The 26,237-nt window shown below is 62.7% G+C and carries 20 protein-coding genes; 7 read left to right on the forward strand and 13 right to left on the reverse strand.

Annotated features, from left to right (window positions below; genetic code table 11):
* Position 1 precedes the first annotated feature (1 nt).
* The gene (locus tag C6Y44_RS25615) at positions 2–976 is read right to left on the reverse strand and encodes an NAD(P)H-dependent flavin oxidoreductase (protein ID WP_172415071.1); all 975 of its coding nucleotides are present in this window, start codon (positions 974–976) and stop codon (positions 2–4) included.
* Positions 977–978: 2 nt separating this feature from the next.
* Positions 979–1,878 carry an SMP-30/gluconolactonase/LRE family protein gene (locus C6Y44_RS25620; RefSeq protein ID WP_039583700.1) on the reverse strand — a complete coding sequence of 300 codons (900 nt, stop codon included), beginning with the start codon at positions 1,876–1,878 and terminating at the stop codon, positions 979–981.
* A 232-nt stretch (positions 1,879–2,110) separates the two neighbouring features.
* Here C6Y44_RS25620 and C6Y44_RS25625 point away from each other — a divergent pair, with 232 nt between their 5' ends.
* The 4 genes from C6Y44_RS25625 (at position 2,111) to C6Y44_RS25640 (ending at position 8,711) form a co-directional block, all read left to right on the forward strand.
* Entirely contained in the window at positions 2,111–3,691 is a 1,581-nt protein-coding gene (locus C6Y44_RS25625) for a long-chain fatty acid--CoA ligase (RefSeq protein WP_088899526.1), read from the forward strand.
* A gap of 270 nt (positions 3,692–3,961) precedes the next feature.
* Positions 3,962–5,566, forward strand: a complete 1,605-nt coding sequence (locus C6Y44_RS25630; RefSeq protein WP_088899796.1) for a sigma-54-dependent Fis family transcriptional regulator — start codon at positions 3,962–3,964, stop codon at positions 5,564–5,566.
* Positions 5,567–5,709: 143 nt separating this feature from the next.
* Entirely contained in the window at positions 5,710–6,855 is a 1,146-nt protein-coding gene (locus C6Y44_RS25635; RefSeq protein WP_088899468.1) for an acyl-CoA dehydrogenase family protein, read from the forward strand.
* Between the two features lie 209 nt (positions 6,856–7,064).
* Positions 7,065–8,711, forward strand: coding sequence for a flavin-containing monooxygenase (locus C6Y44_RS25640; RefSeq protein ID WP_088899469.1), 1,647 nt, complete (start codon positions 7,065–7,067; stop codon positions 8,709–8,711).
* A 393-nt stretch (positions 8,712–9,104) separates the two neighbouring features.
* Here C6Y44_RS25640 and C6Y44_RS25645 read toward each other — a convergent pair whose 3' ends face one another.
* From C6Y44_RS25645 to C6Y44_RS25655, 3 genes are all read right to left on the reverse strand, one after another.
* On the reverse strand, positions 9,105–9,305 hold the full coding sequence (locus C6Y44_RS25645) for a hypothetical protein (protein ID WP_192379056.1): 201 nt from the start codon (positions 9,303–9,305) through the stop codon (positions 9,105–9,107).
* 970 nt (positions 9,306–10,275) lie between these two features.
* Positions 10,276–11,202, reverse strand: coding sequence for an NAD(+) diphosphatase (gene nudC / locus C6Y44_RS25650; RefSeq protein ID WP_060655080.1), 927 nt, complete (start codon positions 11,200–11,202; stop codon positions 10,276–10,278).
* 73 nt (positions 11,203–11,275) lie between these two features.
* Positions 11,276–11,572 (reverse strand): Dabb family protein, encoded by a 297-nt coding sequence (locus tag C6Y44_RS25655; RefSeq protein WP_060655082.1) that lies wholly within the window; start codon positions 11,570–11,572, stop codon positions 11,276–11,278.
* A gap of 431 nt (positions 11,573–12,003) precedes the next feature.
* Between C6Y44_RS25655 and C6Y44_RS25660 the strand changes: the two genes are divergently transcribed.
* Positions 12,004–12,936, forward strand: coding sequence for an alpha/beta hydrolase (locus C6Y44_RS25660; protein WP_060655084.1), 933 nt, complete (start codon positions 12,004–12,006; stop codon positions 12,934–12,936).
* 428 nt (positions 12,937–13,364) lie between these two features.
* Here C6Y44_RS25660 and C6Y44_RS25665 read toward each other — a convergent pair whose 3' ends face one another.
* From C6Y44_RS25665 to C6Y44_RS25695, 7 genes are all read right to left on the reverse strand, one after another.
* Positions 13,365–14,165, reverse strand: coding sequence for a crotonase/enoyl-CoA hydratase family protein (locus C6Y44_RS25665; RefSeq protein WP_060655086.1), 801 nt, complete (start codon positions 14,163–14,165; stop codon positions 13,365–13,367).
* A 165-nt stretch (positions 14,166–14,330) separates the two neighbouring features.
* Positions 14,331–15,236, reverse strand: a complete 906-nt coding sequence (locus C6Y44_RS25670; RefSeq protein ID WP_060655088.1) for an alpha/beta hydrolase — start codon at positions 15,234–15,236, stop codon at positions 14,331–14,333.
* Between the two features lie 392 nt (positions 15,237–15,628).
* Positions 15,629–15,913 carry a YciI family protein gene (locus C6Y44_RS25675; RefSeq protein WP_060655090.1) on the reverse strand — a complete coding sequence of 95 codons (285 nt, stop codon included), beginning with the start codon at positions 15,911–15,913 and terminating at the stop codon, positions 15,629–15,631.
* 275 nt (positions 15,914–16,188) lie between these two features.
* Positions 16,189–17,436, reverse strand: a complete 1,248-nt coding sequence (locus C6Y44_RS25680; RefSeq protein WP_039584513.1) for a CaiB/BaiF CoA transferase family protein — start codon at positions 17,434–17,436, stop codon at positions 16,189–16,191.
* A gap of 235 nt (positions 17,437–17,671) precedes the next feature.
* Positions 17,672–19,120, reverse strand: a complete 1,449-nt coding sequence (locus C6Y44_RS25685) for an aldehyde dehydrogenase (RefSeq protein ID WP_060655094.1) — start codon at positions 19,118–19,120, stop codon at positions 17,672–17,674.
* A 40-nt stretch (positions 19,121–19,160) separates the two neighbouring features.
* Positions 19,161–20,801, reverse strand: a complete 1,641-nt coding sequence (locus C6Y44_RS25690) for a flavin-containing monooxygenase (protein ID WP_060655096.1) — start codon at positions 20,799–20,801, stop codon at positions 19,161–19,163.
* 899 nt (positions 20,802–21,700) lie between these two features.
* Positions 21,701–22,399 carry an IclR family transcriptional regulator gene (locus C6Y44_RS25695; protein ID WP_153008491.1) on the reverse strand — a complete coding sequence of 233 codons (699 nt, stop codon included), beginning with the start codon at positions 22,397–22,399 and terminating at the stop codon, positions 21,701–21,703.
* Between the two features lie 281 nt (positions 22,400–22,680).
* Between C6Y44_RS25695 and C6Y44_RS25700 the strand changes: the two genes are divergently transcribed.
* Positions 22,681–23,832 (forward strand): acyl-CoA dehydrogenase family protein, encoded by a 1,152-nt coding sequence (locus C6Y44_RS25700; protein WP_064061482.1) that lies wholly within the window; start codon positions 22,681–22,683, stop codon positions 23,830–23,832.
* A complete protein-coding gene (locus C6Y44_RS25705; RefSeq protein WP_192379057.1) occupies positions 23,832–24,926 on the forward strand; it encodes an acyl-CoA dehydrogenase family protein in 1,095 nt (364 codons plus the stop codon). The genes C6Y44_RS25700 and C6Y44_RS25705 overlap by 1 nt, the downstream gene beginning before the upstream one ends.
* Positions 24,927–25,072: 146 nt before the next feature.
* On the opposite strand, the gene C6Y44_RS25710 is transcribed toward C6Y44_RS25705, so the two are convergent.
* A complete protein-coding gene (locus C6Y44_RS25710) occupies positions 25,073–26,233 on the reverse strand; it encodes an iron-containing alcohol dehydrogenase (RefSeq protein ID WP_088899475.1) in 1,161 nt (386 codons plus the stop codon).
* Between the last annotated feature and the right edge of the window lie 4 nt (positions 26,234–26,237).

The following is a 26,237-nucleotide window of genomic DNA, read 5'->3' on the forward strand; positions in this document are numbered from 1 at the left end:
GTCAGGCAAGGTCGGCGGCAATCCTGCGGATGGCGGCTTCGGCATCGCTCACGATGTCCGAAATGATCGTCTTGCAGGGAAGCACGGCATCGATGAGACCTTGGGACTGGCCGGCCCACCACATGCCGCCTTCCATGTTCCCCTTCTCCAGCACTTCCGTTCGGCCGCGTACCCCGGAGGCGAGGTGTGCGACGTCGGAGAACGTGGCGTCAGGGCGGGCGGAGAGGGCTGCGATCGTCTCGGAGACGGAGTTGCGGGCCACACGTGCGGTATTACGGAACTCTCGGAACACGAGGATGGTCTGGCGTTCGTCGTTGGCAACGATCTGGGCCTTGACGTTCGGATGCACAGGAGCTTCGTCGCTGGCCACGAACCTGGTGCCCATGTTGATTGCGCATGCGCCGAGGGCCAGTGCTGCGGCCAATCCGTCGCCGGTGGCGAATCCGCCACTGGCGATGATCGGGATGTCGAGCACGCGCGCTGCGGCGGGGATGAGGATCAGGCCGGGGATGTCCTCGTTGCCGGGATGGCCGGCGCACTCGAACCCGTCGATACTGACGGCGTCGACACCCATGGACTGTGCTTTGATCGCATGCCGGACCGCTACCGCTTTGTGGATGACCTTGATCCCGGCGGCTTTGAACGCCGCTACATGTTCCTGGGGGTTGCTGCCGGCGGTTTCCACGATGGTGATGCCGCTGTCGATGATCGCGGCCCGGTAGTCGTCGTACGGCACGGGAGTGACGGTGGGCAGCAGGGTGAGATTGACACCGAACGGCTTATCGGTCATCTCCCGGCACCGGGCGATCTCAGCGACGAGAGCTTCGGGGGTGGGTTGCGTCAGCGCGGTGAGAAACCCCAAACCCCCGGCATTGGCCACCGCGGAGATCAGCTCCGCGGTGCCGACCCCGGTCATGCCACCGCACACCACCGGGTGCTCGATCCCGAAAGTGTCGGTGAAACGTGTGCGCAGCACGATCACGGCCTCCCTGCGTGCGGAACGTCGACTCTCGTCGAGAGGACCTTGGCTTCACGCGCAGCGCTGCGCTTGGCTTCGTCGAAATCCGGTGCGACCGAGAGGAATAGTGTGCGACCGTCATCGCCACCGAGCGCAACCGCGAACACTCCCAGCGGAGCCGTACTCACCTCGTCCAGGATGGTTCCGCCTTCGGCCAGGCGGACGGCACGTTGGTTGACGCAGTCGGCGATCCAGATGGCACCTTCAGCGTCGAGGGCCTGACCATCAGGTGCAATCGTGCACGCCGCAAGCCTCTTCTCCACGCTCGGCTCGTCGCCGAGATCGCCGAACGAGGCGAAGTCCTGACGGGGGCCGAGTGTGCCGTCCGGTTCGATATCGAATCGGGAGACGCGGTTGCCGAACAGTTCGTTGACGTACAGCGTTCTTCCGTCCGGGGAGATGCACATACCGTTCGGGAAGGACAGTCCTTCGGCAGCTACTCGGGAAGTGCCGTCGGTGTCGACGAGGACCACAACGCCGTGCTCGTGATCGGCACCTCCCATGAGGTCGAATCCGAACTCGCCGACGTATGCCTGACCGTTCGCGGCGACGACCATGTCGTTGGCGTGACCGTGGCAGTGTTCGGAGATGTCGGCGTGCTCGACGAGCGAGCCGTCGGGTTCGCGGCGCAGGACTTTGCGATCCTTCATCGAGACGACGAGCATGCGCCCGTCGGGAAGCCATCCGAGTCCGGACGGCTGGTGTTCGACGGTGCAGACCTGTTCGATGGATCCGTCGGCGTTCACGGCATTGACCGAGTGGGTGTAGAAATCCACGAACCACAGTCGGCCCTCATGCCACCGAGGTCCCTCGGTGTAGGTGAATCCTGTTGCGACTTCCGTCATTGGACGACTTGTCATGGGAGTACCTTTCTTCCGGCGCTCGTTGCCCGCTGGGCTCGGCCGGTGTCGGCCGGGCGCCTATGCGGGTGAGGTGGCTCCAGTCTCGGGATCCTCACGGCGGTCGAGGTGTCCCACAACGCAACAGTGCGGACGAGTTCATCGGGCGCTGTCGCAAATTCGGACGGTTCGGTGCCAGGGTTGGTGTGCAGGCTGGTCGTACCCTCGCTCACCTGATCCGGAGGAATGCGCCATGCTCACCACGATGATGGATCGTCCACTGCTGATCAGCTCGCTGCTGTGGCGTGCTGAGAACGTCTTCGCCGACCGGGTCGGAGTCTCGTGCGACGCAACCCGCGGAGACCGAGAGTTCACCTACCGCGATCTCGGCGCGACCGCACGCCGGTTTGCTGGTTCCTTCGAGAACTTGGGCATCGGGTTCGGAACCAGGGTTGCGACGTTGGCCTGGAACACCTTCGAGCATCTTGTCGCCTACTACGCAGTTCCTGCGTGCGGGGCAGTGCTGCACACGGTCAACCATCGGATGTCACCCGAGCACATCGCCTACACAATGGACAAGGCCGAGGACGAGGTTGTGCTGATCGACGCTGATCTGTTGCCCGTACTCCTCGAGATTCTCCCGCGCCTCCCGCGGATCCGGCATGTGGTGGTCATCGGTGATCTCGAGCAGGCCGAGTATTCGATATCTGCAGAGGTGACCTGGTGGTCGTTCGACGGATTGCTGCTCGATGCCGTGCCGATCGGGGAATTCCCGGAGTTCGACGAGACGACCGCATCGTCGATTTGTTTCACCTCGGGTACCACCGGGCTGCCCAAGGGGGTCGTGTACAGCCATCGAAGTACGGTGCTGCACGCGATGGCGATCAGTGCTTCCGGGGGCGTCGCGATCGACGGTCGGCACTCGTACCTGCTTGCCACGCAGATGTCCCACGTACACAGTTGGGGTGTTCCGTACGCGGGGGTGCTGCAGGGCGCACGTCTCGTCCTCCCCGGGCCGCACCCCTCGCCCGCGGAGCTGCTGCGCATCATCACGGATCAGACACCCGATGTCTTCGTCGGCGCCCCGGCCGTGGCGGCGCTCATGCGTGCACAGTTCGATGCCGATCCCGAGCGTTACGACCTCGGAAGTTTGCAGACCATGTGGTTGGGCGGGCAGGTGCTGCCACCAGTGCTGGTGAGGTGGTGGGCGGAGCGGGGAGTGGCGACCGTCAACGGGTGGGGGATGACCGAAACCTCCCCTATGGGAACTTTCAGCAACTCGGCCGATTGCCAAGGCAGACCCTTGCCGTTGTTCCAGGTGCGTGTCGTCGACGAAGAGGGTCGGAAGCTGCCGTGGAATGGCTTCACCACCGGCGAGCTGGAGGTTCGTTCGCCGTGGGTGACCGGGACGTACCTCGACGACGACCGCGCCGCCGAGGCGTTCGACGCCGGCTGGCTGCGCAGCGGCGACGTCGCGGTGATCCACCCGGACGGCCGGCTGGAGATCCGCGACCGGGTCAAAGACCTCATCAAGAGCGGAGGAGAATGGATCTCTTCCGTCGAGGTCGAGAACCAGCTGCTCCTGCATCCGGCGGTGGTGGAAGCCGCTGTCATCGCGGTACCGCACGAAACCTGGCAGGAGCGCCCCTTGGCGTGGGTTCGGACAACGGAGGAGGTCTCCGATGATCAGCTTCGGGCCCACTTGGCGGTCACCCTGCCGAAGTTCTGGCTCCCCGACACGTTCGTGCGGGTAGACGAGGTCCCCAAGACGTCAGTGGGCAAATTGGACAAGGTGCGCATGCGCCGGATGTGGGCCCAGAAGTCCGTGGTGTAGCGTTCTGGGACACCCATGGTCCATGTGACCTCTATTACATAATGTTCGTACTGACCGTGAGGTGTTCGAGGTGGTGATGACGTGACCGAGCGGCTTGGCATGCACGTAGACGATCGCAATTCCGATAGGTATGACTCCGACAGGTATGACAATGCTTCGCCACGAGTGCGGCCGGAGATCGAGCAGTCCTGGCGCCGCTGCCGTGCCATCGGGGCGGCTTCGGACGGTTCTCGTCTGCGCTACATCGATACCCCCACAGACTCGAAGCTTGTGCGTGCGGCGCGGCCGGTCCTGGATCGGTTGGCCGATCAACTCGCCGATGCACCGGTGACGATCCTGCTCGCCTCGCAGGATGCGACCATCGTCGACCGGCGGGCCGGGCAGCGGTCGCTGCTCGGTCGTCTCGACCGGGCCCAGGTCGCCCCGGGGTTCATCTTCGCCGAGGAATGCGCCGGAACCAACGGGATCGGCACCGCCCTCGAAGAACGCAAAGCGTTCCGGGTCCGCGGGGAAGAGCACCTGCTCGAGTCGCTGCACCCGCTGGCCTGTGTCGGCTCCCCGATCGTCGACCCGGTCTCACGCGCGGTGACCGGCATCGTCGACATCACCTGCCAGGTCGACGATGTCAACGAGCTGATGGCACCGCTGGTGCTCTCGGCGGTACGCGACATCGAAGAACGACTGTTCGCCCTGTCCGCCCGCAGCGAGCAGAACCTGCTGCGCGAATACATGCGCAGCAAACGCCGCGGCCACGCCGCGGTGGTGGCGATGAGCCGGGACACGGTGATCGCGACCCCGACGGTGTCACGGTTGATGGACTCGACCGATCAGATGATGATCTGGGACTGGATCAGCACCCATCTGGCCGCCAAGGACGAATGGGAAGGACCGCTGCGTTTCGCCGAGGGGATCGACGTGCGGGTCCATGCCCGCCGGGTCGGTGAGTCCACCGATCCGCTCAGCGCGATCATCGAACTGCGCCCGCTGGCCTCCCCGGCTCCGCCGCGTCCGCGCGCCCGCCTGGCCCCCGCCGCGCCCGCCGGTGCGGCGCCGGCGACGCGTATCGCCGGCCGCAGCCTGGCCGCGCACCGACTCCAGGACCGGGTCGACGAGATCGCCGCGACCGTCGCGCCGGTGCTGATCATCGGCGAGTCCGGTGTCGGCAAAACCCATCTGGCCCGGCAGATCCAGCACCGCTGGGGACCGAACGCCCCGGTCCCGAGCGTCGACGCGTCGACGTTGACCCCCTCGGCGGTGGCCGAGTTGCGGGCGCGTCTGTCCGGCAGTTTCGCGTGCATCCTCGAGCACCTCGACGAGGTCCCCGACGACGCTGTCGCTCCTACCCGGCGGTTGCTCGACGCCGCCGTCGAGCTCGGTGCACCGGTGATCGCCACCGCCACCTCGAGCACCCCCGACGATCTGCGCCATCAGGTGCAGACCCATGTGCGGCGCAGTGTGTGCATCCCACCGCTGCGCCAGCGCATCGAAGATCTCACCGATCTCGCGCGGGAGTTGCTCGCCGCCGAATTCCCCGACCGTCCGACCCCGCAACTGCAACCGGCCGCGCATCGGGCGTTGATCGACCATCACTGGCCCGGCAACCTGCGCGAACTCGCCTCGGTGCTCAGTACCGCGGCGGCACGGTCGATGGGATTCGACATCAAACTCGAACATCTGCCCGCCGACTACCGCACCCTCGGTGCCGGCCGCCGGTTGACCTCGCTCGAACGCACCGAACGCGAAGCGATCGTCCGCGCCCTCGACGAGTCCGACGGCAACAAATCCCTCGCCGCCCACCGACTCGGTGTGGCCCGCTCGACCCTCTACCGCAAGATCCGCGCACTGGGCCTGGAAAACGAAACGTTCGGTTCCTGACCCCTGAAACACTCTGTCGCATAACGGGACATCTCCAACGGCACGGTGAACGAGACGATGATATGGGGTAGGCAATCACTCCTTGCCTCCTCACATCGTCCGTCTGGACGGTGACGTCCACCCGATCCGAAGGATGACCCATCATGAAGCGAACGGTGTACGGCGATGATCACGAGGCTTACCGACACTCTGTCCGCGAGTTTCTCGCTCGATGGTTCGAGCCCCTGGCCGCCGACGTTCGTGCCAACAGGGCATTGCCGCGAGAGTTCTGGCTTGCCGCGGGTAAGCACGACCTGTTGGGACTCGAAGTACCCGAACGATATTCAGGTGTCGAGGCAGGGGATTATCGCTTCAATGCGGTTCTCATCGAGGAATTGGCCAGGATGAACGCCGCGTTGGCGTCGAGCGTGAGTATTCACTGTGACGTCGTGGCGCCGTATCTGGTGCACCTGACCACCGACGAACAGAAGGCCAGGTGGCTCCCAGGACTGTGTTCCGGGGACGTGCTCACTGCCATCGGAATGACCGAACCCGGTGGGGGATCGGATCTGGCCGCACTGAAGACCACCGCAGTGCGGGACGGCAACGGGTGGTTGCTCTCGGGTGCCAAGACATTCATCACCAACGGTTACTCTGCAGACCTGGTGATCATTCCTGCACGTACCTCTCCATCGAAGAAGGCCAAGGGAATTACCCTCTTCGGCGTGGACACGTCCTTGCCCGGATTCGAGCGTGGCCGCAAACTCGACAAGGTCGGACAGGACGAAGCAGACACCGCTGAACTCTTCCTCGACCGGGTGCGCGTCACCGATGACGACGTGATCGGCGAGCTCGATCGAGGATTCATCCACATGATGTCCTTCCTGCCCCAGGAACGACTCGGATGCGCCATTGCCAATCTCGCGCACGCTGCGCAGATTCTGCTCGAGACGATCGACTACTGCCGAGAACGGAAGGCATTCGGGCAGTCCATCGGAACGTTCCAACACAACAAGTTCTTGCTTGCCGAACTGGTGACACAGCTCGACGTGACACAGGCCTACGTCGACCGCTGCATCGAAGCCCACTCGGAGGGGATGTTGACACCGATCGATGCGGCCAAGGCGAAGTGGTGGACTGCGGAGATCCAGAACCGGATCCTCGATCATTGTGTGCAACTGCACGGGGGATACGGCTACATGAACGAGTACCGAGTGGCACGAGCCTGGCGGGATGCCCGGGTCACGAAGATCTGGGCGGGATCGAACGAAATCATGAAAGAACTGATCGGTCGCGATCTGGGCTTCTGATCTCGGCGTCGAGTACCGATCGTTCTGTCGTGAGTGCAGCGGGTTCGAATGTCGCACGGTAAGCGAATTAGTTTGTGCTGCTTACTAATACGTGTGTCGTATCGGATTGTCTTGACTCGATTTCGGACACTTCACATCACATGTTCGCTTCTACCGTCGTAGATGTCCGGGCGGAAACACCCGTCCCGGGAAATCTCCAGGAGGACCACATGACCGAATCCCAGGTCGCCACAGCGACCCGCAGCGGCTCGCACTCGAACAATGACGTACTCGATGTTCTGATCATCGGGGGAGGATTCTCCGGCCTGTACGCATTGGACCGACTGCGCGATCTCGGTTTCACCGTCAAAGTCTGGGACGCCGCGGGTGGATTGGGCGGAATCTGGTGGTGGAACTGCTATCCCGGAGCCCGTACCGACAGCACCGGACAGATCTACCAGTTCTCGTACAAGGACCTGTGGAAGAAGTACGACTTCACCGAACTGTATCCGGGTCACCAGGGGGTTCGTGAGTACTTCAACTATGTCGACGCACAGCTCGACCTCACCCGCGACGTCGTGTTCGACACTTTCGCCGAAGCATGCACGTGGGACGAGGAAAGCCGCCAGTGGACCGTACGGTCCGCCGACGGCAAGATCCAGAAGGCACGGCAGGTCATTGTTGCCACAGGATTCGGCGCCAAGCCGCTGTATCCGAATCTCGAAGGGCTCGATTCCTTCGCCGGTGAGTGCTACCACACTGCGCGCTGGCCTCAAGAGGGCGTGGATATGAGTGGCCGCAAAGTTGTCGTCATCGGTACCGGCGCCAGTGGTGTACAGGTCGTCCAGGAGGCAGGTCATGTCGCCGAACACGTCACCGTGTTCCAACGCACCCCGAATCTGGCACTTCCGATGCAGCAACGCAAACTCACCCCTGACGACAACGAGCACTTCCGGAAGGGACTGCCCGAGCGGTTTGCTACGCGCTACAAGGCGTTTGCCGGCTTCGACTTCGATTTCATTCCGCAGAACGCCACCGACCTGAGTAAGGAAGAGCGCGACGCGATCTACGAGAAGATGTGGGCAGAAGGTGGTTTCGAGCTGTGGCTCGGAAACTTCCAGGACATCCTTGTAGATGAGGAGGCCAACCGTACGTTCTACGACTTCTGGCGTGGCAAGGTCCTCGAGCGGGTCACCGACCCCAAGAAAGCGGCAATCGTCGCACCGGAGACGCCTCCGCACCCCTACGGCGTCAAGCGTCCCTCCCTCGAACAGGACTACTTCGATGTCATCAATCAGGACAACGTCGATGTCATCGACTCCAACGTCACGCCGATTCGACGGGTGCTGCCCCATGGTGTCGAAACCGACGACGGTGTCATCGAATGCGACCTCCTCGTACTGGCAACAGGGTTCGACAACAACCGTGGTGGGATCATGGCCATCGATATCACCGGCGTCGACGGCCTGACGATTCAGGACAAGTGGAAGTCCGGTGTCGACACGTGTCTGGGCCTGTCAACCCGCGGATTCCCGAACATGATGTTCCTGTACGGACCTCAGAGCCCGTCCGGGTTCTGCAACGGCCCGACATCTGCCGAGTACCAAGGCGAAATCGTCGTCGAATTCCTCGAGCACCTGCGCGAGAAGGGTGCGACACGGTTCGAGAACACCGAAGAGTCCGAGAAGCAGTGGCGCGCACACGTCGACGAGCTTTTCGTGAACTCGATGTTCACGAAGGCACGTTCCTGGTACTGGGGTGCAAACGTGCCCGGTAAGCCGGCACAGATGCTCAACTACTCAGGGGGAGTCCCTCAGTACTTTGCTCGTTGGGAAGAAATCAAGTCCAACGGTTACGACACCTACGAGACCGACTGACGAGACGGACACGCTTGGGCTACTGGGTCCCCCAGTAGCCCAAGCGCATCCGCTCGACGGGGTTCGCTGCTCTGATCCCGATGGGCATCGACTGCGTCGATGGGGCAGTGATGGAACTGAGAGAGCATTGTCTTCGAGCAGGTTTCGCCAGAGGCGAGGCGGGCGCGAGCATCGGTGATGCGGTCGCGATGTACGCGAGACGAATCAAACGACAGCACACGAACACGACGTGGATCGCCCAAGCGAGATCTGCGACTGTCCAGAGTTCTGGTTCGAACCGAACCGATGACGGACCTGGAAGGGTGTAGCCACGACCCTGACGTGCAAGAAGGCGCTGTGACGGAACGACGGGACCGGCCTGATGTGGAGGCAGAAATGAGCCTTCATCTGCTGTCAGAGCATCGTGGGGCACGCGTCCTCACACACACACCCGCTACGGAGCCGCTGCCCTCTTCTCGTGCCGGTGCACCGGATGATGGGCGCAGCCTTGCGGTGTTCGGCACGCACTCCGGCGAGGTCGTCAACTTCCTCCGCCGCGAAGCGGGCACCGTCGTCGCGGTATTTCCGGCCGATCCGGTCGATCGTGTCGGCCATCAAACATGGTCGCGGCAACGACCGATGCCACCGGGACTTGCGATTTCCCAGGGCCGAAGACAACCGGCCCACCCGTCGGCGGTGCCCGGCCGGCGCCGGGACATCGAGTGGGCAGTCGTATACATGATCTGCTGCTCGCCGGGTCGGTAACACCGTCAGGGCGGCGGACAGAGCAGAGCCCGCATCATCGGCTTCTATGGCAAATCGCAGCGAGGATGTCCCGTCGATATCGCGGGAAGATCGAAACACCCGTAGCCCTGGCTCACGGGATCCCGGCGCCCGACGATCCGCCACGAACACCACCGCACCCGGTCCTCCGAGCCCCGAGCCGCGAGCCGCGCTGACGTGTCGGGGGATCGAGCGAAGGTCACCGACAAGGCGGCATCGACAAATGGACGGAAGGCCCCGCTTCGACTATCGGTCGATCGCCGAAGCGGGACCCCGGCAGCCCGAACGCAGGGGGGATATCGGGATCTGCCCGTGCCCGGAGATGGAGGCACGCCGCCTCGCCGCCACTGCATGCACACCGCGGGGCGACCATGTTGCCCGTGGTGGATGCTCGTGGGACGAACCGCCGACAAGTGGGCCGCGCCAGCTGGCAACCACAATACTGTCGACGCGAAAATTATACTCAATTCCGTTATACAACACCAGTATTCGTTTATACTCTGCTGAGCTGCATCACCTCCCCTTGGGTGAGCGGCCAATCGTCGCCGATGGGAGTCCTGTCAGCGGCGGCTGACAGGACTCAGCACCGACACACCCGAGGAAAAGCGCGCACGATGCAGATCAGGACTGCCGCAGCGCGTGCCCTCACCATGCGACTCCGGATCGTCGTCCACAAGCGACCCTTACATCACGATGGCAGCCCCATGGGATCCCACCGAGCCGGGGCCGAAACCCCAACAAAGGCCGATCCCTCCGAAGCAGCGCTGGCCGATGACAGGTCGGCGGCGATCAATCCGGACGTTCAGCCAGCAGTTCGCACCCATGCCTCGAGCATGCGCCGTGCGATCGAGACCTTCCCCGGCAGCAACACGGGCGCATCGACCGAACTAGCCCAGTCGCCGGCGGCGAGGGCCTCCTTCACCTCCGCGCGGGAACACCACACAGCCTCGCAGATCTCACCATCACTGAAGATGAGCGGTTCTCGAGGATCGGCGACGGCATGGAAGCCGAGCATGAGGGAACGCGGAAACGGCCATGGTTGACTTCCGACGTAGGCCACGTCGGAGACAACGAGACCGACCTCTTCCGCAATCTCCCGCGCCACACAGCTTTCGAGCGACTCACCGGCCTCGACGAATCCCGCCAGCGTCGAGAAGTTCCGCGCCGGCCACGCCGCGTGTCGCGCCAACAGCACGCGGTCCGCCCCGTCATGTACCAGGCAAATGATCGCAGGATCGGTCCGCGGGTACTCCTCCCGACCGCACGCAGTGCACACGCGCGTCCAACCACCCGAGGTGATCGTCATCGGTGCCCCGTCCTTGGCGCAGAAGTGGGACTCGTCCTGCCACATCAGCAGGGCCTGCGCGGTGAGATACCGTTCGGCATCAACAGCATCGAGAAGTGCTCCGTGTGACCGCAGGTCACCGAACTCGATGCCCGCGCTCTCCATGGGGGCCTCCGTGAGAAACTCGTCCCGTACAGCCCACTGATGCACTGTACCAACAACTCCCAACAAGACCGCGTGTGTCGGAGGTTGGGAACAATAGTCGGCAGCCGACTCTAGGAGCAGTTGTCCATCGATGATGCGAACCTGACCGGCACCGTTCACGCGAAGCAGCCGCGCATCCGGCCATGCCCTCGCCTGCGCGGTCGCATCGTCACGTAGCGCCACAGGGCGACTCAAGACATCGCCAGGAAGGGCACCCCCGACACCGTCAGCGTTCACCACTGATCACAACCTTCCGTAACGAGCGACCATGTCGACCGGCACTTCGTTCGTGAGCGTGCGGCCGGCACTGCCGTCAGGCAAACTCGAACTGGATCGACGAGTACGATTCGGACATCACCGAAATGAATTCCTCAACGAGGCGCACATGATCGGGATGGGCCAGATATGCGCGGAAGGCGGGGACGTCTTCGAAAATCGCAGATATTGCATAGTCGCCGATCCCGGGCTTGAGGGCGAGGTCCCTTCCGTAACGAAACTCGACGACCTGGGGAATGCTCGCCGATATCGCGTCAAGAGCCTTGTGGAACGATTCGACCTGCTCGTCGGTGATGTCCTTCTTCCATATGAATGTTACGACGTGATGCAACATGATAATCCCTCTCTGGAAGCATAATTCGAGCTCGACACCCGAAGTGGGCGGCGCGTTTTTCAGAGCCGTTGATGTGTCCTCACCCTGACGTGCGGCGACCGAACAGCTCTCCCCACAGTGCGTGAGCGTACAGGGGAACCCACTTCTCGAGAGCACCTCGAGGGTGAACCCGTTCTCTGGTGGGTCCCTCGCGGTGCCGGACCCATCATCGAACGGTGATGGGGAGATTCTGGCCGTCTGTGGGTCACGTGGGTGACGGTAGAACAGTGATGGACCTTCGGTGTGTCCGATTGTGCAACACACATCTCCGAGAACCGGGACAGACAGACAGGTGTGTTGTTTTCGGACACTCGTCCGCTCGGGCCTCCTCGTAGTGTGACTCCACCGACTCGGCGATTGACCAGTCCGCCTATCACATCAAGGAGATCACCATGGCACTCGATCCTGTAGTCGAGCAGTTGATAGACACGTTGAACGAGCAGGGACTGAAGTCGTTCGAGCAGATGAGTGTCGCTGAAGTCCGTGAGGTCATCGAATCCTTCAGCGGACTGCAGGCGCCGAAGGCGGATCTTGCTCGTGTCGTCGACACGGTCTACCCCGGACCGGATGGCGACCAGGCCGTGCGTCTGTACATTCCGGAGTCCGATGCGCCCCTGCCGGTTGTGGTGTACATCCACGGCGGCGGGTGGGTTGCGGGCAGCCTCGACGTTACCGAGCAGCCTTGTCGCGCGCTGGCCGCGGACGCCCGAGTCATCGTGGCCGCCGTGAGTTACCGGCTCGCTCCCGAACACAAGTTCCCTGCCGCACCCGAAGACGCGTTCGCTGCTTTGAACTGGGTAGTCGACAACGTCGCCGACTTCGGTGGTGATGCGACGCGTGTCGCCATCATGGGCGACAGTGCCGGTGGCAATCTCGCCGCCGTCACCGCACTTCGGGCACGTGATACCGGCTCACCGGCCCTATGTGCTCAGGTGTTGGTCTATCCGGTTATCGACGGCACGGCACGCTTCCCGTCATGGGAGGAGAATGCCGAGGGATACCTGATCACCGCGGCAGCAATCGGCTGGTTCTGGGAGCAGTACCTGGCCACACTGGAAGACGCCGAGAACCCGTACGCCTCGCCGGCCAAGGCGAAGAGTTTGGCGGGGCTTCCTCCCACGCTGATGTTGGTCAACGAGTACGAGGTCACCCGCGACGAATGCCTGAACTACGGGCGGATGCTGACGGAACAGGGTGTCCCGGTCCAGGTCGAACTGTATAGCGGTCTTGTCCATGGCGTGTACTGGATGACCGGTGCAGTTCCGCGCAGCGCTGAATTGCACAGCGCGGTTGTCGAATTCCTCGGCAAACAGTTCGCTCGCTGAGTACGAGTAACCGGTGGCTGTGCCGCAGTCATGTGCTGCGAGTGCAGCCACCCGTTGCTCGCTCAGCGCGTGCCCGCCGGCGTGTTGCACTCAGGTCCTCACGGAGCACATGCCTGGTCCAGCCGCTGGCTCCTCGAAGTGGCGGGCCCGCCGTCACACAATTCTCGAGCGCTGGATGTGCACGAGACACGCACACGGTCGTCCGGTTCCTCTTCGGGCAACTCAGGGAGGTCGAGACGTCCGAACTCGGGCGGGTGAACAACATGTTCCTCGTCCTGCCCCTGGCACTGAGGTAACAGTCAGTAGACCAGTGCTCGATCGAAGAGGACTCGTCGAACTTCACGACATCGTTCCTGTTGATGCGGTTGCCTTGCCGACCGTCCACGTGTCCGCACCGCTGATCGAGGAGCTTGCTACGTGAGGCATCGTCACTCGCCGGTGAATGCGGCAGTTCGCTTCTCCATGAGGGCGTCGACTGCTCTCGTGTGATCGGTGGTCTGCTGAACCAGCGCCTGCAGAGCAGCGGACAGTTCGAGGAGACTGTCGAGGCTCTGGTGCTGCCCTTCGCGCAGGAGTTTCTTGGCCATCCGTACCGAGTGCGGAGGATTGGCGGCCACTCTGTTGGCGAGTGCGCGAGCTTCGTCGAGCAGCTGATCGGGAGGAACGACGTTCGAGACCAATCCCCACTCGAGAGCCTGTGTTGCGTCGACACGGTCGCCCGTGAGAATCATCTCGGCCGCCCGCGCCATACCGACCGCCTTCGGCAACAGCCACGCACCCCCGTCACCCGGGATGATGCCCAGCTTGACGAAGCTCTCAGCAAAGAACGCTTTCTCGCTGGCAATTCGGAGGTCGCACATGAGGGCAAGATCGCACCCGGCACCGATTGCAGGACCGTTCACCGCTGCAATCAAAGGTACGTCGCAGTTGTACATCGCTCGTGGGATCCGTTGTATCCCGGCGCGATAGCCATCGCGTTGTTCGTGAGGTTTCCCGCCGAACAGTCCCTGGCGATTCGCCATGTCCTTGACGTTGCCGCCGGCGGAGAAGGTCGATCCCGCGCCAGTGACAATGACAGCGCGTACCCCGTAATCGGCGTTGACGGCATCCACGCATGCGACCAATGCGTCGACGACATCCATCCCTGAGACTGGGTTGCGTTCAGCCGGCCGATTGATCGTCCACGTTTCGATGAATCCGTCGCGTTCTACGAGAACTGGATTTTCCATGTATGTGTCTTCCCGATCTTCACTGCAATCGATGGTTCGGATAGTGCACTGCTGACTGGCATGCGAACGGACTCGGCGGCGGTCTGGTCGAAGCAGACCGCCGCCGAGACACGTCCTCTTTCGTCGGCGCGCTGTGCTTTCAGTTGCACGCCCTACATGCGGTGTTCAGGCGAGCCCCAACTTCGGCCGTAGCCACTGGGCGATCCGGTTCAGTGCCTGATCCGCCTCGGGTGCTCGTCCCGCGTTGAAGTGGAAGACATGCTGCTGTTCGTCGACCACGTCGAGCACGGCTTCGCTCCCTGCTTTTTCGATCAACTCGACGACCCGGCGCGAGTCGTCGAGCAGAGTCTCATAGCCGCCGACCGATACATAGACGGGAGGGAAGTCTGTGTAGTCCCTGAGCAGGGGGTTAGCCCGCGGGTCCGTCGCTTCCGAGAGATCGGTCAGGAAATTCTCCCGCATCATCTCGAGGACTGCCCTCTTGGCCAGGACGTCGACTGCGTCGTTCGATTCGATCGTCAACCCCTTGATCTCCATATCGAGCCACGGCGAAAGAGCGACAACGGCGGCCGGAATGGGAAGTCCCATGCCCGCAAGTTCGAACACTGTCGAGATGGCGAGATGTGCGCCTGCCGAGTCGCCGACCGTCGCCGTATGTTCTGCCTTGTAGCCCTGCGTACGGAGCCACTTGTGCACGGCAATGCAGTCTTCGAGCTGTGCTGGATGCTTTGCCTCCGGCGCGAGCCGGTAGTCCACCACGAGTGCGTGAACTCCTGCCAGTTTGGCGAGGTGTGCTGCAAGCTTGCGATGGGAAAAGCGTGAACCTGTCACGAATCCGCCGCCGTGCGTGAAGACGATCACTCGGTCTTCGGCGGCGCCCAGCGGCTTGGCCCATGTTGCCGGCACACCGTTGGCTGTTACTTCTTCATACGTGACATCGGTGGGTTCGATGGTGGGAAGATGCCATTCTTCGAACATGTCTCGCTGACCTGCGAGATCCATACCTTCGGACCGTCGAAGCCAGGACGAGTACAGGTCGTTGAGGAACAGCGATTCTTTGCTCACGGACATGTGTTGCTCACTTTCATCACCGGTCGAGAAGGAGATTGACTGATCAGGAAGGCGTGAAGCTCGTGTATCGCGTACGCACGGTGTCATCCCACCCAGTCGGCTGATCAGAAAAGGCCGCTTGGGAAGGTCAACGATTGCCTCGGTTTGTCGAAATGTCGGTACTCATCGATCGCCACATCGGTTCGGCGTCGAGGCTTGCGCCGTCGAGGCGGTGATGTGATGGTTCCGCGATGTCGCTGATCGAACTCTTCGCATCCGTCGCTCACTATGCGAACGTACAGATGCAAGTTGTGCGGGTTGTTTGTGCCGACGCTACTGGAAGAGTGCTGATTGCAACTCAATGAAGAGATGCTGCAACTTCTTTCCATCGAGGTGGAGCAGCCGGGTCGTCCTCAGATCCCTACGAGGGGTCCGATGACGGGCTTCCACTGGTAGATGCTCTGGTCGACGACAACACCCTGCGTGACATAGGGGTCCTTGGCGAGCAGGGCCTGCAGGTCGTCTTCGCTGTCCGCCTTGAACACGAGCAGCGCGCCGGCTCCGTCGGTCCAGGCGCCCGCTTCCTGCAGCACGCCTTTGGCGGCCGCGTCCTTGACGAAGATCAGGTGGTCGGCATGAGCAGCCTCTTTGACGGATGCGTCAGTGGTGTACGACCAGATAACAGCGAACAGGGCCATGGTCACTCCTTGAGTGGGATACGGGATGTGAAACGGTGCGGATATTCAGGAGAATGCGCACTTTAGAACGCTAGAAGCAGGGATGAGGTCACCAGTGTCCTATTTTGCAACACCTGTTGGTGAACGACGGCGAATATAGAACGGAGAGAACGCGATCGGCGTTGAACGGCCGGACGACGGTGTGGCTTGCATACGGTCGGTGACCTTGCCGGCAGCTGTGTGTGGAACCAGCTCTGCTGGTAGGCATGGCCAAGATCCGCCGTGCAGGTGAGCTGTTACTCGGGCAGTGCCCCGGCGGCGCGCAGCTGCTCGATATCGTCTTCGAGAAGTCCGAGTTCTGTTAGCACAGTATCGGTATCGGCGCCACGGTCGCGCGGCCCGAACCGCACAGCACCGGGGGACCCAGCGAGTTTGACGGGTACGCCGAGACCCCGGTAGCCGTCACACTCGACCACCATCTCGCGGTGACGGACCTGCGGTAGCGAAAGGGCCTCTCCGACATTGTTCACCGACCCCGACGGTACGCCGGCTCGCCGTAGCAGGGCCGCCAAAGCTTCGCGCTGCCAAGTTTTGACGAGGCCGCCGAGGATGTCGCGCAGTTGAGCTGCGTTTGCCATCCGGTCGGAGTTGGTGACGAATCTCGGGTCGTCGGCCAGGTCTGAAGCGTCGAGCGCCACGACCAGAGCGCGGAATTGCCGGTCGTTGCCGGCACCGATGAAGAAGGGGCCATCGGCGCAGGTGAACGTTTCATAGGGACAGATCGTCGGGTGTGCCACGCCCGTCCGCTCCGGCGCGACGCCGGTGGCAAACCACTTGCCGGCGTGTGGGTGCAGGATCGACACAGCGTTGTCGAGTAGTGCCAGATCCACGAGTTGCCCGCGTCCGGTCTTTTGCCGCACGTGAAGTGCCATGAGGATGCCGTTCACAGCGTTGAGACCCGTGATGATGTCGACCAGAGGGATCCCGATCCGCATGGCATCACCGTGGGGCTCACCGTTGATGCTCATCAGCCCCGACAAGGCTTGGAGAATTGCGTCGTAGCCGGGAGCACCACCGAGCGGCCCGTCGACTCCGTACCCGGTGATTCGACAGTGCACGAGTCGCGGGAATTCGGCGGCGAGCACGTCGTCGTCGAGTCCCCACTTCGCAAGGGTGCCCGCCTTGAAGTTTTCGATGACGACATCGGCTTCGGCAAGCATCGTGCGCAGCAGTTGTTGGCCGGCCTCGGTACGCAAATCCACACTGATGTTCCGCTTGTTGCGGTTCAAGCCATCGAAGTAGGCGCTGTGGTCGTCCTTGACGAAAGGCGGGCCCCAGCTGCGTGTGTCGTCACCAGTAGGTGGCTCCACCTTGATCACGTCGGCACCGTGGTCGGCGAGCACTTGCGCGCACAGTGGGCCGGCCAGCACCCGCGAAAGATCGACGACCCGGATGTCGGTGAGTGCGCCGGTCCGTGGACGCAGAGTCTCGGATGCGGATTCTCGAGTCTCGGCCGGGAGGATGGCAGATGAGGATTCAGGCATGATTGCTCATTCTGTGCGGTTGGAAGTCGCTGGCCTCCGGAGGGAGGGACAAAGCATGAACGGAGTATTCTCAGCCATCGCTGACCTGCATCGACCGCGGGTAGTTGCCCATAGTCAGCGACGCTGAAGACGACGGGCATGCTCCGTGTAGCTACTCGGTCCTTCCATCGGGATGAAGTCTCCGGCTGGGCGCACTATCGAGTGCGATATGGAGGGTCTGCGGGCGTTGCGAATCCTAGATGTATATCGACTTGTACTCGAGGTAGAAGTCCAGGGACTCGGGTCCGAATTCGCGGCCGACTCCGCTGTTTTTCACGCCGCCGAACGGGGAGCCGGTATCGAGGGAGTAGTAGTTGACTCCCACGGTTCCGGATCGAATGCGTGACGCGATGTTCAGGCCGTGTTCGGTGTCTTCGGTGAAGACGACTCCTCCCAAACCGAATGGTGTGTCGTTCGCCATGCTGATGGCGTCCTCTTCGGTCTCATAAGGGATGACGGAGATGACAGGTCCGAAAATTTCGTCCTGTGCCAGCGGACTGCGATTATCGACACCCTCGAAGATGGTGGGAGACACGAACCAGCCGCGGGGACATTGCTGAGGGAAGTCGGTTCCGCCGCGGATCGTTCGGAATCCCTCGGACTGCCCGAGGCGGATGTAACTCCTCACCCGCTCCCGATGCTGCTCGCTTACCATGGGGCCCATGGTTACCGACTCGTCGAGTGGGTCTCCCATGACCAAGCCGTCTACGTAGGACGCAAGGACGTCGATGATCTCGCTGGACCTACCGTGGGGAACCAAGATGCGGGAGTTCGTGGTGCATGTCTGTCCCCCGTTCTTGAGCACGGCGTCTTTGAGGCTTCTGGCAAAGACGCCGAGGTCGGCATCGGGGAGCACAATGGCTGCGGATTTTCCTCCGAGCTCCAGGGAGACTCTCTTGAAACTGCGGCCGGCGACCTCGCCGATCGCTTGTCCTGCTGCAGTGGAACCGGTGAAGGCGATCTTGTCGACATCGGGATGGGCTACAAGGGCTTTGCCTGCATGAACGCCGCCGGCAACGATGTTGAGGACGCCAGGTGGTAGACCGGCTTCCTCGGCTGCCTCTGCGAGTACATAGGCATCGAGCGACGTCTCCGGTGCCGGCTTGAGAACTACAGTGCATCCTGCTGCCAGTGCGGGCCCGATCTTGGCCATGGCCAAGAGCTGTGGATAGTTCCAGGCAGTAATTGCGCCGACGACTCCTACGGGTTCTTCTCGCACGATGGTGGAGCCCATGCTGCTGGGTCGGCGGGTCTCGAATGTTCGTGTCTCGATGAGATCTGCCATGGACCGCAGGATCGCTACCGGAGCCGTTGCGCTTGTGCTCACCGACAAGGAGGAGATCATTCCGGTCTGCCGGCTGACGAGCTCTGCAGTCGATCTTCCTCGACGCTCGAGGCTGTCGGCGAAGCGCCGCATCACTGTAGCTCGCTCGTGGGGGGTGCTGCGCCCCCAGGGTCCTTTCTGGAGTGCGGCCCGTGCGGCGTGCACAGCCGCATCGATCTCCTCGGGCCCGCCCATCGCAGCAACACCCAGAGGGCGCTCGGTTGCTGCCTCGAACACCGGTGCCAGATCGGAGGTGCTCGCTTTGCGCCATTGGCCGTCGATGAAGAAACGTTCACGTTCAATGCTGTTGATGACAGGCATTATTCACTTCTTCCGAGGTTGAATCCGATTGAGCGAAACCTCACGATACCCGCAGTCCGTCGGTGTATCCTGCCGCCTTTTCCTTGTGCCAGAAATCCAGGTACATGGGCAGACCGTTCAGATACTGAAGCATCTGGGGCTTCTTGCCGGGGATGTTGCTGCCGTTGTACCAGGACTTTGCATGCTTGAACAGCGCCATGTCATCGGTACCGTTGATGTGATCGGTCCAGGTCTGGTCGGCTTCGGGAGTCGATTCGAACCGGGTAAGGCCCTCCGAACGAAGAAATTCGAGGAACTCGACCATGACCTCACCTTGAAGCTCCGCGTTCGTGGACCCGTTCGCAAAGGCGGCGGGGCTCTGCGGACCGTACACGAACATGGCGTTGGGAAAGCCGGCGGTGAATGCGCCGAGGTATGCGTCGACGCCCTGGCGCCACTTCTCGCCGAGGGTAACGCCAGCGGAGTTGCGGACCTCCATCGAAGTGAGCGCACCGGTATTATTGTTGAATCCGGTTGCAAGTACGATGATGTCGAACTCTCCGTGCTCGATACCATCGGATGTGCGAATTCCGGTTGCCGTGAACCCGGTGATCGGTGACTCCTGGATGGAGACGAGTTCGACGTTCTCCTGGTTCATCACCTCGTAGTAGTTCTGGTGCAGGGCCGGCCGCTTGGCTCCGAACGGATGAGGCGCTACGTCAGGCACCAGCAGGTCGGCCTTGACAGGGTCGAGGATCTGCGGCTTGATCTTGCTCTTCCAGAACTCGTAGACCATCGAGTTGGTTTCTTCGCTGAAGAGGTAATCGGAGAAGTTCCCGAGCCAGAATGCGAATCCGCCCTGATTCCACAGACGTTCGAACAGTGCGAGACGCTCTTCCTCGGACGTGTCGACGCCATTTCGGGGATCGAACTCGTAGTCGATCGCAGCGAACGTTTCGCGACACTTGACCGCCACATCCGGCATGGTCTCCTTCAGGACCGCCTGCCTCTCCTCGGTGAGGTATTCCTGATGCATGGGCAACGAGAGGTTCGGCGTGCGCTGGAAGACGGTGAGTTTCTCGACGACAGGGCCGGCTTCCTGAACTACTTGGACTGCGCTGGCGCCGGTGCCGATGATGGCAACTCGTTTGCCGGTCATGTCGATGTCGTCTCGCCACCGCGCGGTGTGGACGAGTTCACCTCGATAGGCGTCCATTTCAGGGATGTTCGGGATGTAGGGTTCGGTAGTCGATCCCGTTGCGAACACGACGAAGCGTGCGCGGAAGCTCTCGTCGTTCTGTGAGACGAGGGTCCACATCCGCTCGTCCTCGTCGAACGTCGCGCTGACGACCTTGGTGTTGAAGCGCGAGTCCTTGCTCAGGTCCAGTTTGGAGTCGACGTAGTTGAAGTAACTGCGCATCTCTTCGTGGTCCGGGAACATCTGTGAGAAGTTCCAGTCCTTCCAAAGGTATTCATCGGTGAACTGGTAGACGGGTGCGTGGCTGTCGACGCGTGCGCCTGGGTAGCGGTTGAGGCTCCAGGCCCCACCGAAGCCTCCACTGGCTTCGAGCAGGATTACGGAGAACCCTTTGTCCCGAAGGTGGCGCAGCTGATAGATCCCGCCGAAACCGCCGCCGACCACGATGACGTCGTAATCCTGCGTTTCCGTCGTGGCGTGCTCAGGGAGATGGGTTGATGTCATGGGCCTAGACCTTTCCGAGGCTGACGTGCGGGCAGAGTTCCGGGGCGTTGTGTCTGGCTTTGCTTTCCGAAAGTCAAACGGCCTGTCGGAGTTGCGACCTCGTTGCGTATGGGGTGTGGCATGGGTCACGGAGATGGAATGAATCGACAATAGCGACCCACCAAAAAATCCGCAACTAGAAATAAAAATACGTAAATAAGTAGATAGGCGCTCTGCGGCAAGGTTTGCGCGTCTTCTGAAGGCGAGGGGGGACCATGTCAGGACAAGGGGTGTTTGTTGTCGGCGGGGGAGTTTGACACTCGGGCGCGTGCAGGCCGAGTCGCTTGGTGTCGACGGCACATCGACGAGTGCGGGACCCTCGGTTCCGCCCGATGTCGCGGACGGGTGCTACGGCGACGACGTGGGCGAAGCGAACTCGCTGTTGTGGAGTGCTTGCGCGACGCTCCCCTGCGGCCGGCCGGAGATCAGAAGCAGATCAACGATGTGAATGGTGGCTACAGGGTGCGAGACATGTTCGGGCGCACGTTCCTCCGCTGTGATCGACGGCGTCTGCCGGACCCTGCCGACCGTTACGGTCTGCGGCGTTCGATCCGGAAGTCGCGCCGCGTGGAGGCGCACCCTCCGATATATCCGGTGGTCGAGCGGTGCACCGGGAATCGATCATCTGTTAGGTGAAGGTCGAGAGATCGAGCAGGCGGGTCCGATCGCGATGTGAGGGTCACGCTCGCTCGAGAGGCGGCGGCCTGGCCGTCGCGTGTTGCTCACGGATGCGGTCGCTTACCGCGAGTGACCGCATCAACCCTGGTCCGTTTCTGTGTCAGGCGGGGTGTGGCGTCGGTCGACACGGTCGTCGAGCCGGGTCGAGCGACTCATCGAGGAACCAGTGTCCGTGTTGCAGGCTAGCGAAAGCCCCACTTGGTGGCGTATCGCAGGCAGATCTCGACGAGTTCGTCCTGCCGTTCGACGATGGTCTCCCGTATCCCGACCACGCCGAGGGTGGCGATGGTCCGGCCGCGTTCTCGGAGGGCGACCGATACCCCGTCTGCATGTTCAACGGCCACACCGGGTGCCACGCATACGCCGGTGTTCTCGAGCTCATCGAGTGAGTGCAGGAAGCGCTCTACGAAGTCGGCATCGGAGGATGGTCGAGAGTTGAGGTACGCCCAGATGTCACGTTGATCGCGATCGGCCAGCAAGAGCCATCCTGCAGAGGTACGCAGGAGAGATCGGCGCACCCGGTTTTCTGCCAGGTATGCGTAATGCGGGTCGGAAGAGACGTGATCGACGTAGAACAGGTCGTCGCCGACAGATGTGGACAGTGTGATGGTCAACCCGGTCTCGGCATGGACCTGCTCGAGCTGATCATGGCTGATCGAGGTGACCGGAGGTCGGCCTGCGATGACGTTGAGAAGATAGGGCGCGGTGCCGAGGGTGTAGATCCGGTCGCGCTCGTCGAGGTAGCCGACGGCGACGAGACCGTTGATCAAGCCCTGGACCGAACTGACGGGCGCGGAGAGTGCCCGTGCGATAGCGGTGAGGGTGAGGCCGTTTTCGGACCGGGCTACGAGTTCGAGGATCGACGCCACCCGATCGACCATGCGGTGCCGGGGACGGCCGGGAACCTTCTCGACCGGCACGGCTCCGGGGGACCCAGGAGTGTCAGCCATTTCGTGAGCCTATCAACAGGGAGAACTCCTCCAACCGATACATAATTACGTAAGATAATGCGTTATTGCGTAGATGTCGAGGACTGGATAGTGTCCATCCGAGATGGGGCCGGCGTTCGCCCCCCGATCCGACCGGCCGCCGCTTACTCGGCGGCGAAATTCACGCGAGCATGTCGGGCCTCGCCCCAGCCGGAACTTCCTATGGAGGCACTATGAACCCCTCCGTCGCGCCGCCGACGACGGTGACCACTGATGAAATGGATGCTCTACGCGCCGAGGTACGCACCTTTCTCGAGAAGGAGACCGCGGCAGGGACACTGACACCGGGCATCGACACCTGGCTCACCCGGTGGGACGAGGACTTCACCCGCCGCCTCGCCGAGCACGGTTGGGTAGGAATGACCATCCCGACCGAGTACGGCGGGCACGGCCGGACCCATCTCGAGCGTTTCGTTGTCACCGAGGAACTGCTCGCGGTAGGCGCTCCGGTTGCAGCGCAGTGGGTGGCAGACCGCCAGATTGCACCATCGCTGCTGAGATACGGCACCGAAGAGCAGAAGCACAAGTACCTTCCCCGAATTGCTGCGGGTGAGTGCTTCTTCGGCATAGGAATGAGTGAGCCCGACTCAGGATCGGACCTGGCCAGTGTCCGGACCCGCGGCACCCGAGTGGAGGGCGGTTGGACCGTCACCGGCACCAAAGTGTGGACCTCGGGCGCCCACCACGCTGAGGCGTTCATCGTGCTGGCCCGCACGGAACCACTCGACACGGCACACCGCCACGCGGGCCTGAGCCAGTTCATCGTCGACCTCCGTTCCCGAGGCGTGACGATCCGGCCGATCATTTCCCTCTCCGGCGACCACCACTTCAACGAGGTCGTTCTGGACGAGGTATTCGTTCCCGACGCCAGGGTCTTCGGCACGTTGGGCAACGGATGGGAACAGGTCAACTCGGAGCTTTCCTTCGAACGCAGTGGACCCGAGCGTTTCCTTTCGACCTTCCGGCTCCTGGCTGCCGAGATCGGCGCGGTCCGAAAGGGACTGCTGCCCGAGCGCACCGACCTGGGACGTTCTGTGGCCCGGATGGTCGGACTGCACGCACTGAGCCAGAACATCGCCGGAGCCCTTCAACGGGGCGAGAAGGCCGACACCGCCGCCGCCCTGGTCAAACTCCTCGGTACCAGCATGGAAGGCGACCTCGTCGAGTACGTCTCTGATCGGCTGGGTGACGAGACCATGGACGGGCAAGCGGAAATCGAGGCTCTGTGCAGGGCCGGACTACACCAGCGTCCGGGGTTCACACTTCGCGGCGGTACCAACGAAATCCTGCGCGGCGTGATCGCGCGGGGGCTGGGGATGCGCTGATGACCACGACCGCGAGCACAATCGATCTTGCCGTAGACGGGGATCTCCAGGACCTCATGGACGATCTTGTCGCTGGGCACTCGGGGCCGGACATCGAGCCGGATCCGGCCGCTGTGTGGGCCACCTTGGGTGCGGTCGGACTGGCCAGGCTGACCGCACCCGAGGAGACCGGGGGCAGCGGCGCGGGTTGGGTCGAGGCCGCTGCTCTGTTACGCACGACCGCCGCTGGCGGCGTGGCCGTGCCCTTCGCCGAGACCGATCTGTTGGCAGGTCCCTTGAGGCGCGCGGCCGGCCTCGACGACTCGTCGTCGGACACAGCGACCGTCGCCGTCCTGAGGGCGGACGGCCTCGCGCAACGTGTGCCGTGGGCTGGCGCCACCGGGTCCGTTGTCTGCGTGCGTCGGGTCGATGCGGGCTACGAGATCGCGGACGTGCCCACCGATCGGCTGACCGTCGAGGCGGTCGAGGGGATCTCCGAGGTGCCCCTCGGGTCGGTCCGGGTCGACGGTGACGTCACCTGGACACCGGTGGACACCCGTGCCGTCGAGGATTACGTCCTGCGCGGCGCTCTCATCCGTGCGATCCAGTGCGTCGGCGCTATGGAGGGCATGCTGGCTTCGGCGGTTGCACACACCACCGACCGCGCTCAGTTCGGGCGCCCTCTGGCGCGGTTCCAGTCCGTGCAGAATCTCGTGGTCGACACTGCAGCCGAGTCCGTCCTTGCCCGTGCCGCCGTCGACACCGCTCTCGCAGACGCTGTTACCGACGACCTTGCCGGCGACTTCTCGGCCTTTCGTGTCGCGGTGGCCCGCAGTGTGGTCTCACCAGCGCTGGCCGTGGCGGTGCGCAACACTCACCAAGTGCACGGCGCAATCGGCACCACCCATGAGCACACCCTCCACCGGCTCACCCTGCCTGCGTTGCAGTGGCGTTCGGAATTCGGGTCCGCTGCGTTCTGGGAGCGTCAGCTCAGCCGTGCCGCCGTCGACGCCGGTATGGACGGGACCTGGCCGATGATCGTCGAGTGTACGCGGATCACGGGTACAGCTTCTGCCTATCTCGATGCTGTATCCGGACGTTCACGTCCTGACTGAGTGCATGAGTTCATGACGACGGTGACATCGTTGCGGAGCGAGCTCCCCGGCGATGGGGGCGGCTGAGCGGCAGGACCGAAAGGGTCCTGCCGCTCGAGCTCTCACCCTGACTCGTCGGACAGCGCGGGGCGCGGATCGCATCCACGCTAGTCGTAGACCTCGACGTACAGTTCGGCGATTTCGTCGACAGTGGGCACAACCGGGTTGTTGCCCGGCGAACCCGAATCGAGCGCCTGTTGCGCCATCAGTGGGATCAGATCGTTCCAGCGAGCTCGGTCGATACCGTGGTCGCGGGGAGTGGGAACAGCCAGGTCATGACATAGTTCGGCCAGGGAGTCGACGAGGGACTGCGCGGCGATACCGTCACCGGTGGCTTCGGTGGCCACACCGAGGACCCTGGCGCAGTCTGCGTATCGTGACTCGGCGCCTTTGACGGAGAATGCGGTGATCGCCGGGAGCAGCATGGCGTTGGACAGCCCGTGCGCGACATGGAAGTGCGCGCCGATGGGTCGGCTCATTCCGTGAACGAGGGCCACGCTCGCGTTCGAGAACGCCATGCCGGCCTGGGTAGCGGCGAGCATCATGGCTTCTCGTGCCTGCTTGTTCTCGCCGTCTTCATACGCGGCGCGCAGATTCTGGCCGATGGTGCGCATGGCTGCGAGTGCGAGGCCGTCGGAGACAGGGTTGGCTTTTCGGCTCACATACGCCTCGATCGCATGGGTAAGTGCATCGACTCCGGTATCGGCAGTCAGGCGAGGGGGCATGGACATTGTCAGTTCGAAGTCCACGATTGCTGCGATGGGCAGGAAGGACAGGCCTGGACAGAGCATCTTCTCGTCCGTGACGCTGTCGCTGATGATGGTGAACTGCGTAGCCTCCGAGCCGCTGCCGGCGGTGGTCGGGATCGCGACGACGGGAAGCGCTGGTCCGGTGTAGACGTGCGGGACCTTGTAGTCCCGCATCCGGCCCCCGCGGACCCCGAGGACGGCCAGCGCCTTCGCAGTATCCATCGGGCTGCCACCACCGAAGCCGATCACCGAGTCGGCGTTGTGATCGGCGAGCAGGGCGAGCCCTGTTTCGAGGGAGTCGGTGGTGGGGTCGGGAACGGTGTCGTCGAACAGGGCTGGTGTGATGCGTGCTTCGCGCAGGAGAGTCAAGATCCGTTCGGACGTGCCTGTCGAGGTGAGGAACTTGTCGGTCACCACTACCGGGCGCTGCAATCCGAGTTGACGGATCACGTCCCCGATGTCGTCGACGGTGCCCCCGCCGATTCGCAGGAACCGTGGGAAGGCGATCTGGATACTCATGGTG

This window comes from Rhodococcus rhodochrous (genome assembly GCF_014854695.1).
Taxonomy (GTDB): Bacteria; Actinomycetota; Actinomycetes; order Mycobacteriales; family Mycobacteriaceae; genus Rhodococcus.

Excerpts from the sequence above, each read along its gene's own strand:
- C6Y44_RS25620 (WP_039583700.1), bottom strand. The coding sequence starts at position 1,878 with ATGACAAGTCGTCCAATGACGGAAGTCGCAACAGGATTCACCTACACC.
- C6Y44_RS25625 (WP_088899526.1), top strand. The coding sequence starts at position 2,111 with ATGCTCACCACGATGATGGATCGTCCACTGCTGATCAGCTCGCTGCTG.
- C6Y44_RS25635 (WP_088899468.1), top strand. The coding sequence starts at position 5,710 with ATGAAGCGAACGGTGTACGGCGATGATCACGAGGCTTACCGACACTCT.
- C6Y44_RS25640 (WP_088899469.1), top strand. The coding sequence starts at position 7,065 with ATGACCGAATCCCAGGTCGCCACAGCGACCCGCAGCGGCTCGCACTCG.
- C6Y44_RS25645 (WP_192379056.1), bottom strand. The coding sequence starts at position 9,305 with ATGGCCGACACGATCGACCGGATCGGCCGGAAATACCGCGACGACGGT.
- C6Y44_RS25655 (WP_060655082.1), bottom strand. The coding sequence starts at position 11,572 with ATGTTGCATCACGTCGTAACATTCATATGGAAGAAGGACATCACCGAC.
- C6Y44_RS25660 (WP_060655084.1), top strand. The coding sequence starts at position 12,004 with ATGGCACTCGATCCTGTAGTCGAGCAGTTGATAGACACGTTGAACGAG.
- C6Y44_RS25665 (WP_060655086.1), bottom strand. The coding sequence starts at position 14,165 with ATGGAAAATCCAGTTCTCGTAGAACGCGACGGATTCATCGAAACGTGG.
- C6Y44_RS25670 (WP_060655088.1), bottom strand. The coding sequence starts at position 15,236 with ATGTCCGTGAGCAAAGAATCGCTGTTCCTCAACGACCTGTACTCGTCC.
- C6Y44_RS25675 (WP_060655090.1), bottom strand. The coding sequence starts at position 15,913 with ATGGCCCTGTTCGCTGTTATCTGGTCGTACACCACTGACGCATCCGTC.
- C6Y44_RS25680 (WP_039584513.1), bottom strand. The coding sequence starts at position 17,436 with ATGCCTGAATCCTCATCTGCCATCCTCCCGGCCGAGACTCGAGAATCC.
- C6Y44_RS25685 (WP_060655094.1), bottom strand. The coding sequence starts at position 19,120 with ATGCCTGTCATCAACAGCATTGAACGTGAACGTTTCTTCATCGACGGC.
- C6Y44_RS25690 (WP_060655096.1), bottom strand. The coding sequence starts at position 20,801 with ATGACATCAACCCATCTCCCTGAGCACGCCACGACGGAAACGCAGGAT.
- C6Y44_RS25695 (WP_153008491.1), bottom strand. The coding sequence starts at position 22,399 with ATGGTCGATCGGGTGGCGTCGATCCTCGAACTCGTAGCCCGGTCCGAA.
- C6Y44_RS25700 (WP_064061482.1), top strand. The coding sequence starts at position 22,681 with ATGAACCCCTCCGTCGCGCCGCCGACGACGGTGACCACTGATGAAATG.
- C6Y44_RS25705 (WP_192379057.1), top strand. The coding sequence starts at position 23,832 with ATGACCACGACCGCGAGCACAATCGATCTTGCCGTAGACGGGGATCTC.
- C6Y44_RS25710 (WP_088899475.1), bottom strand. The coding sequence starts at position 26,233 with ATGAGTATCCAGATCGCCTTCCCACGGTTCCTGCGAATCGGCGGGGGC.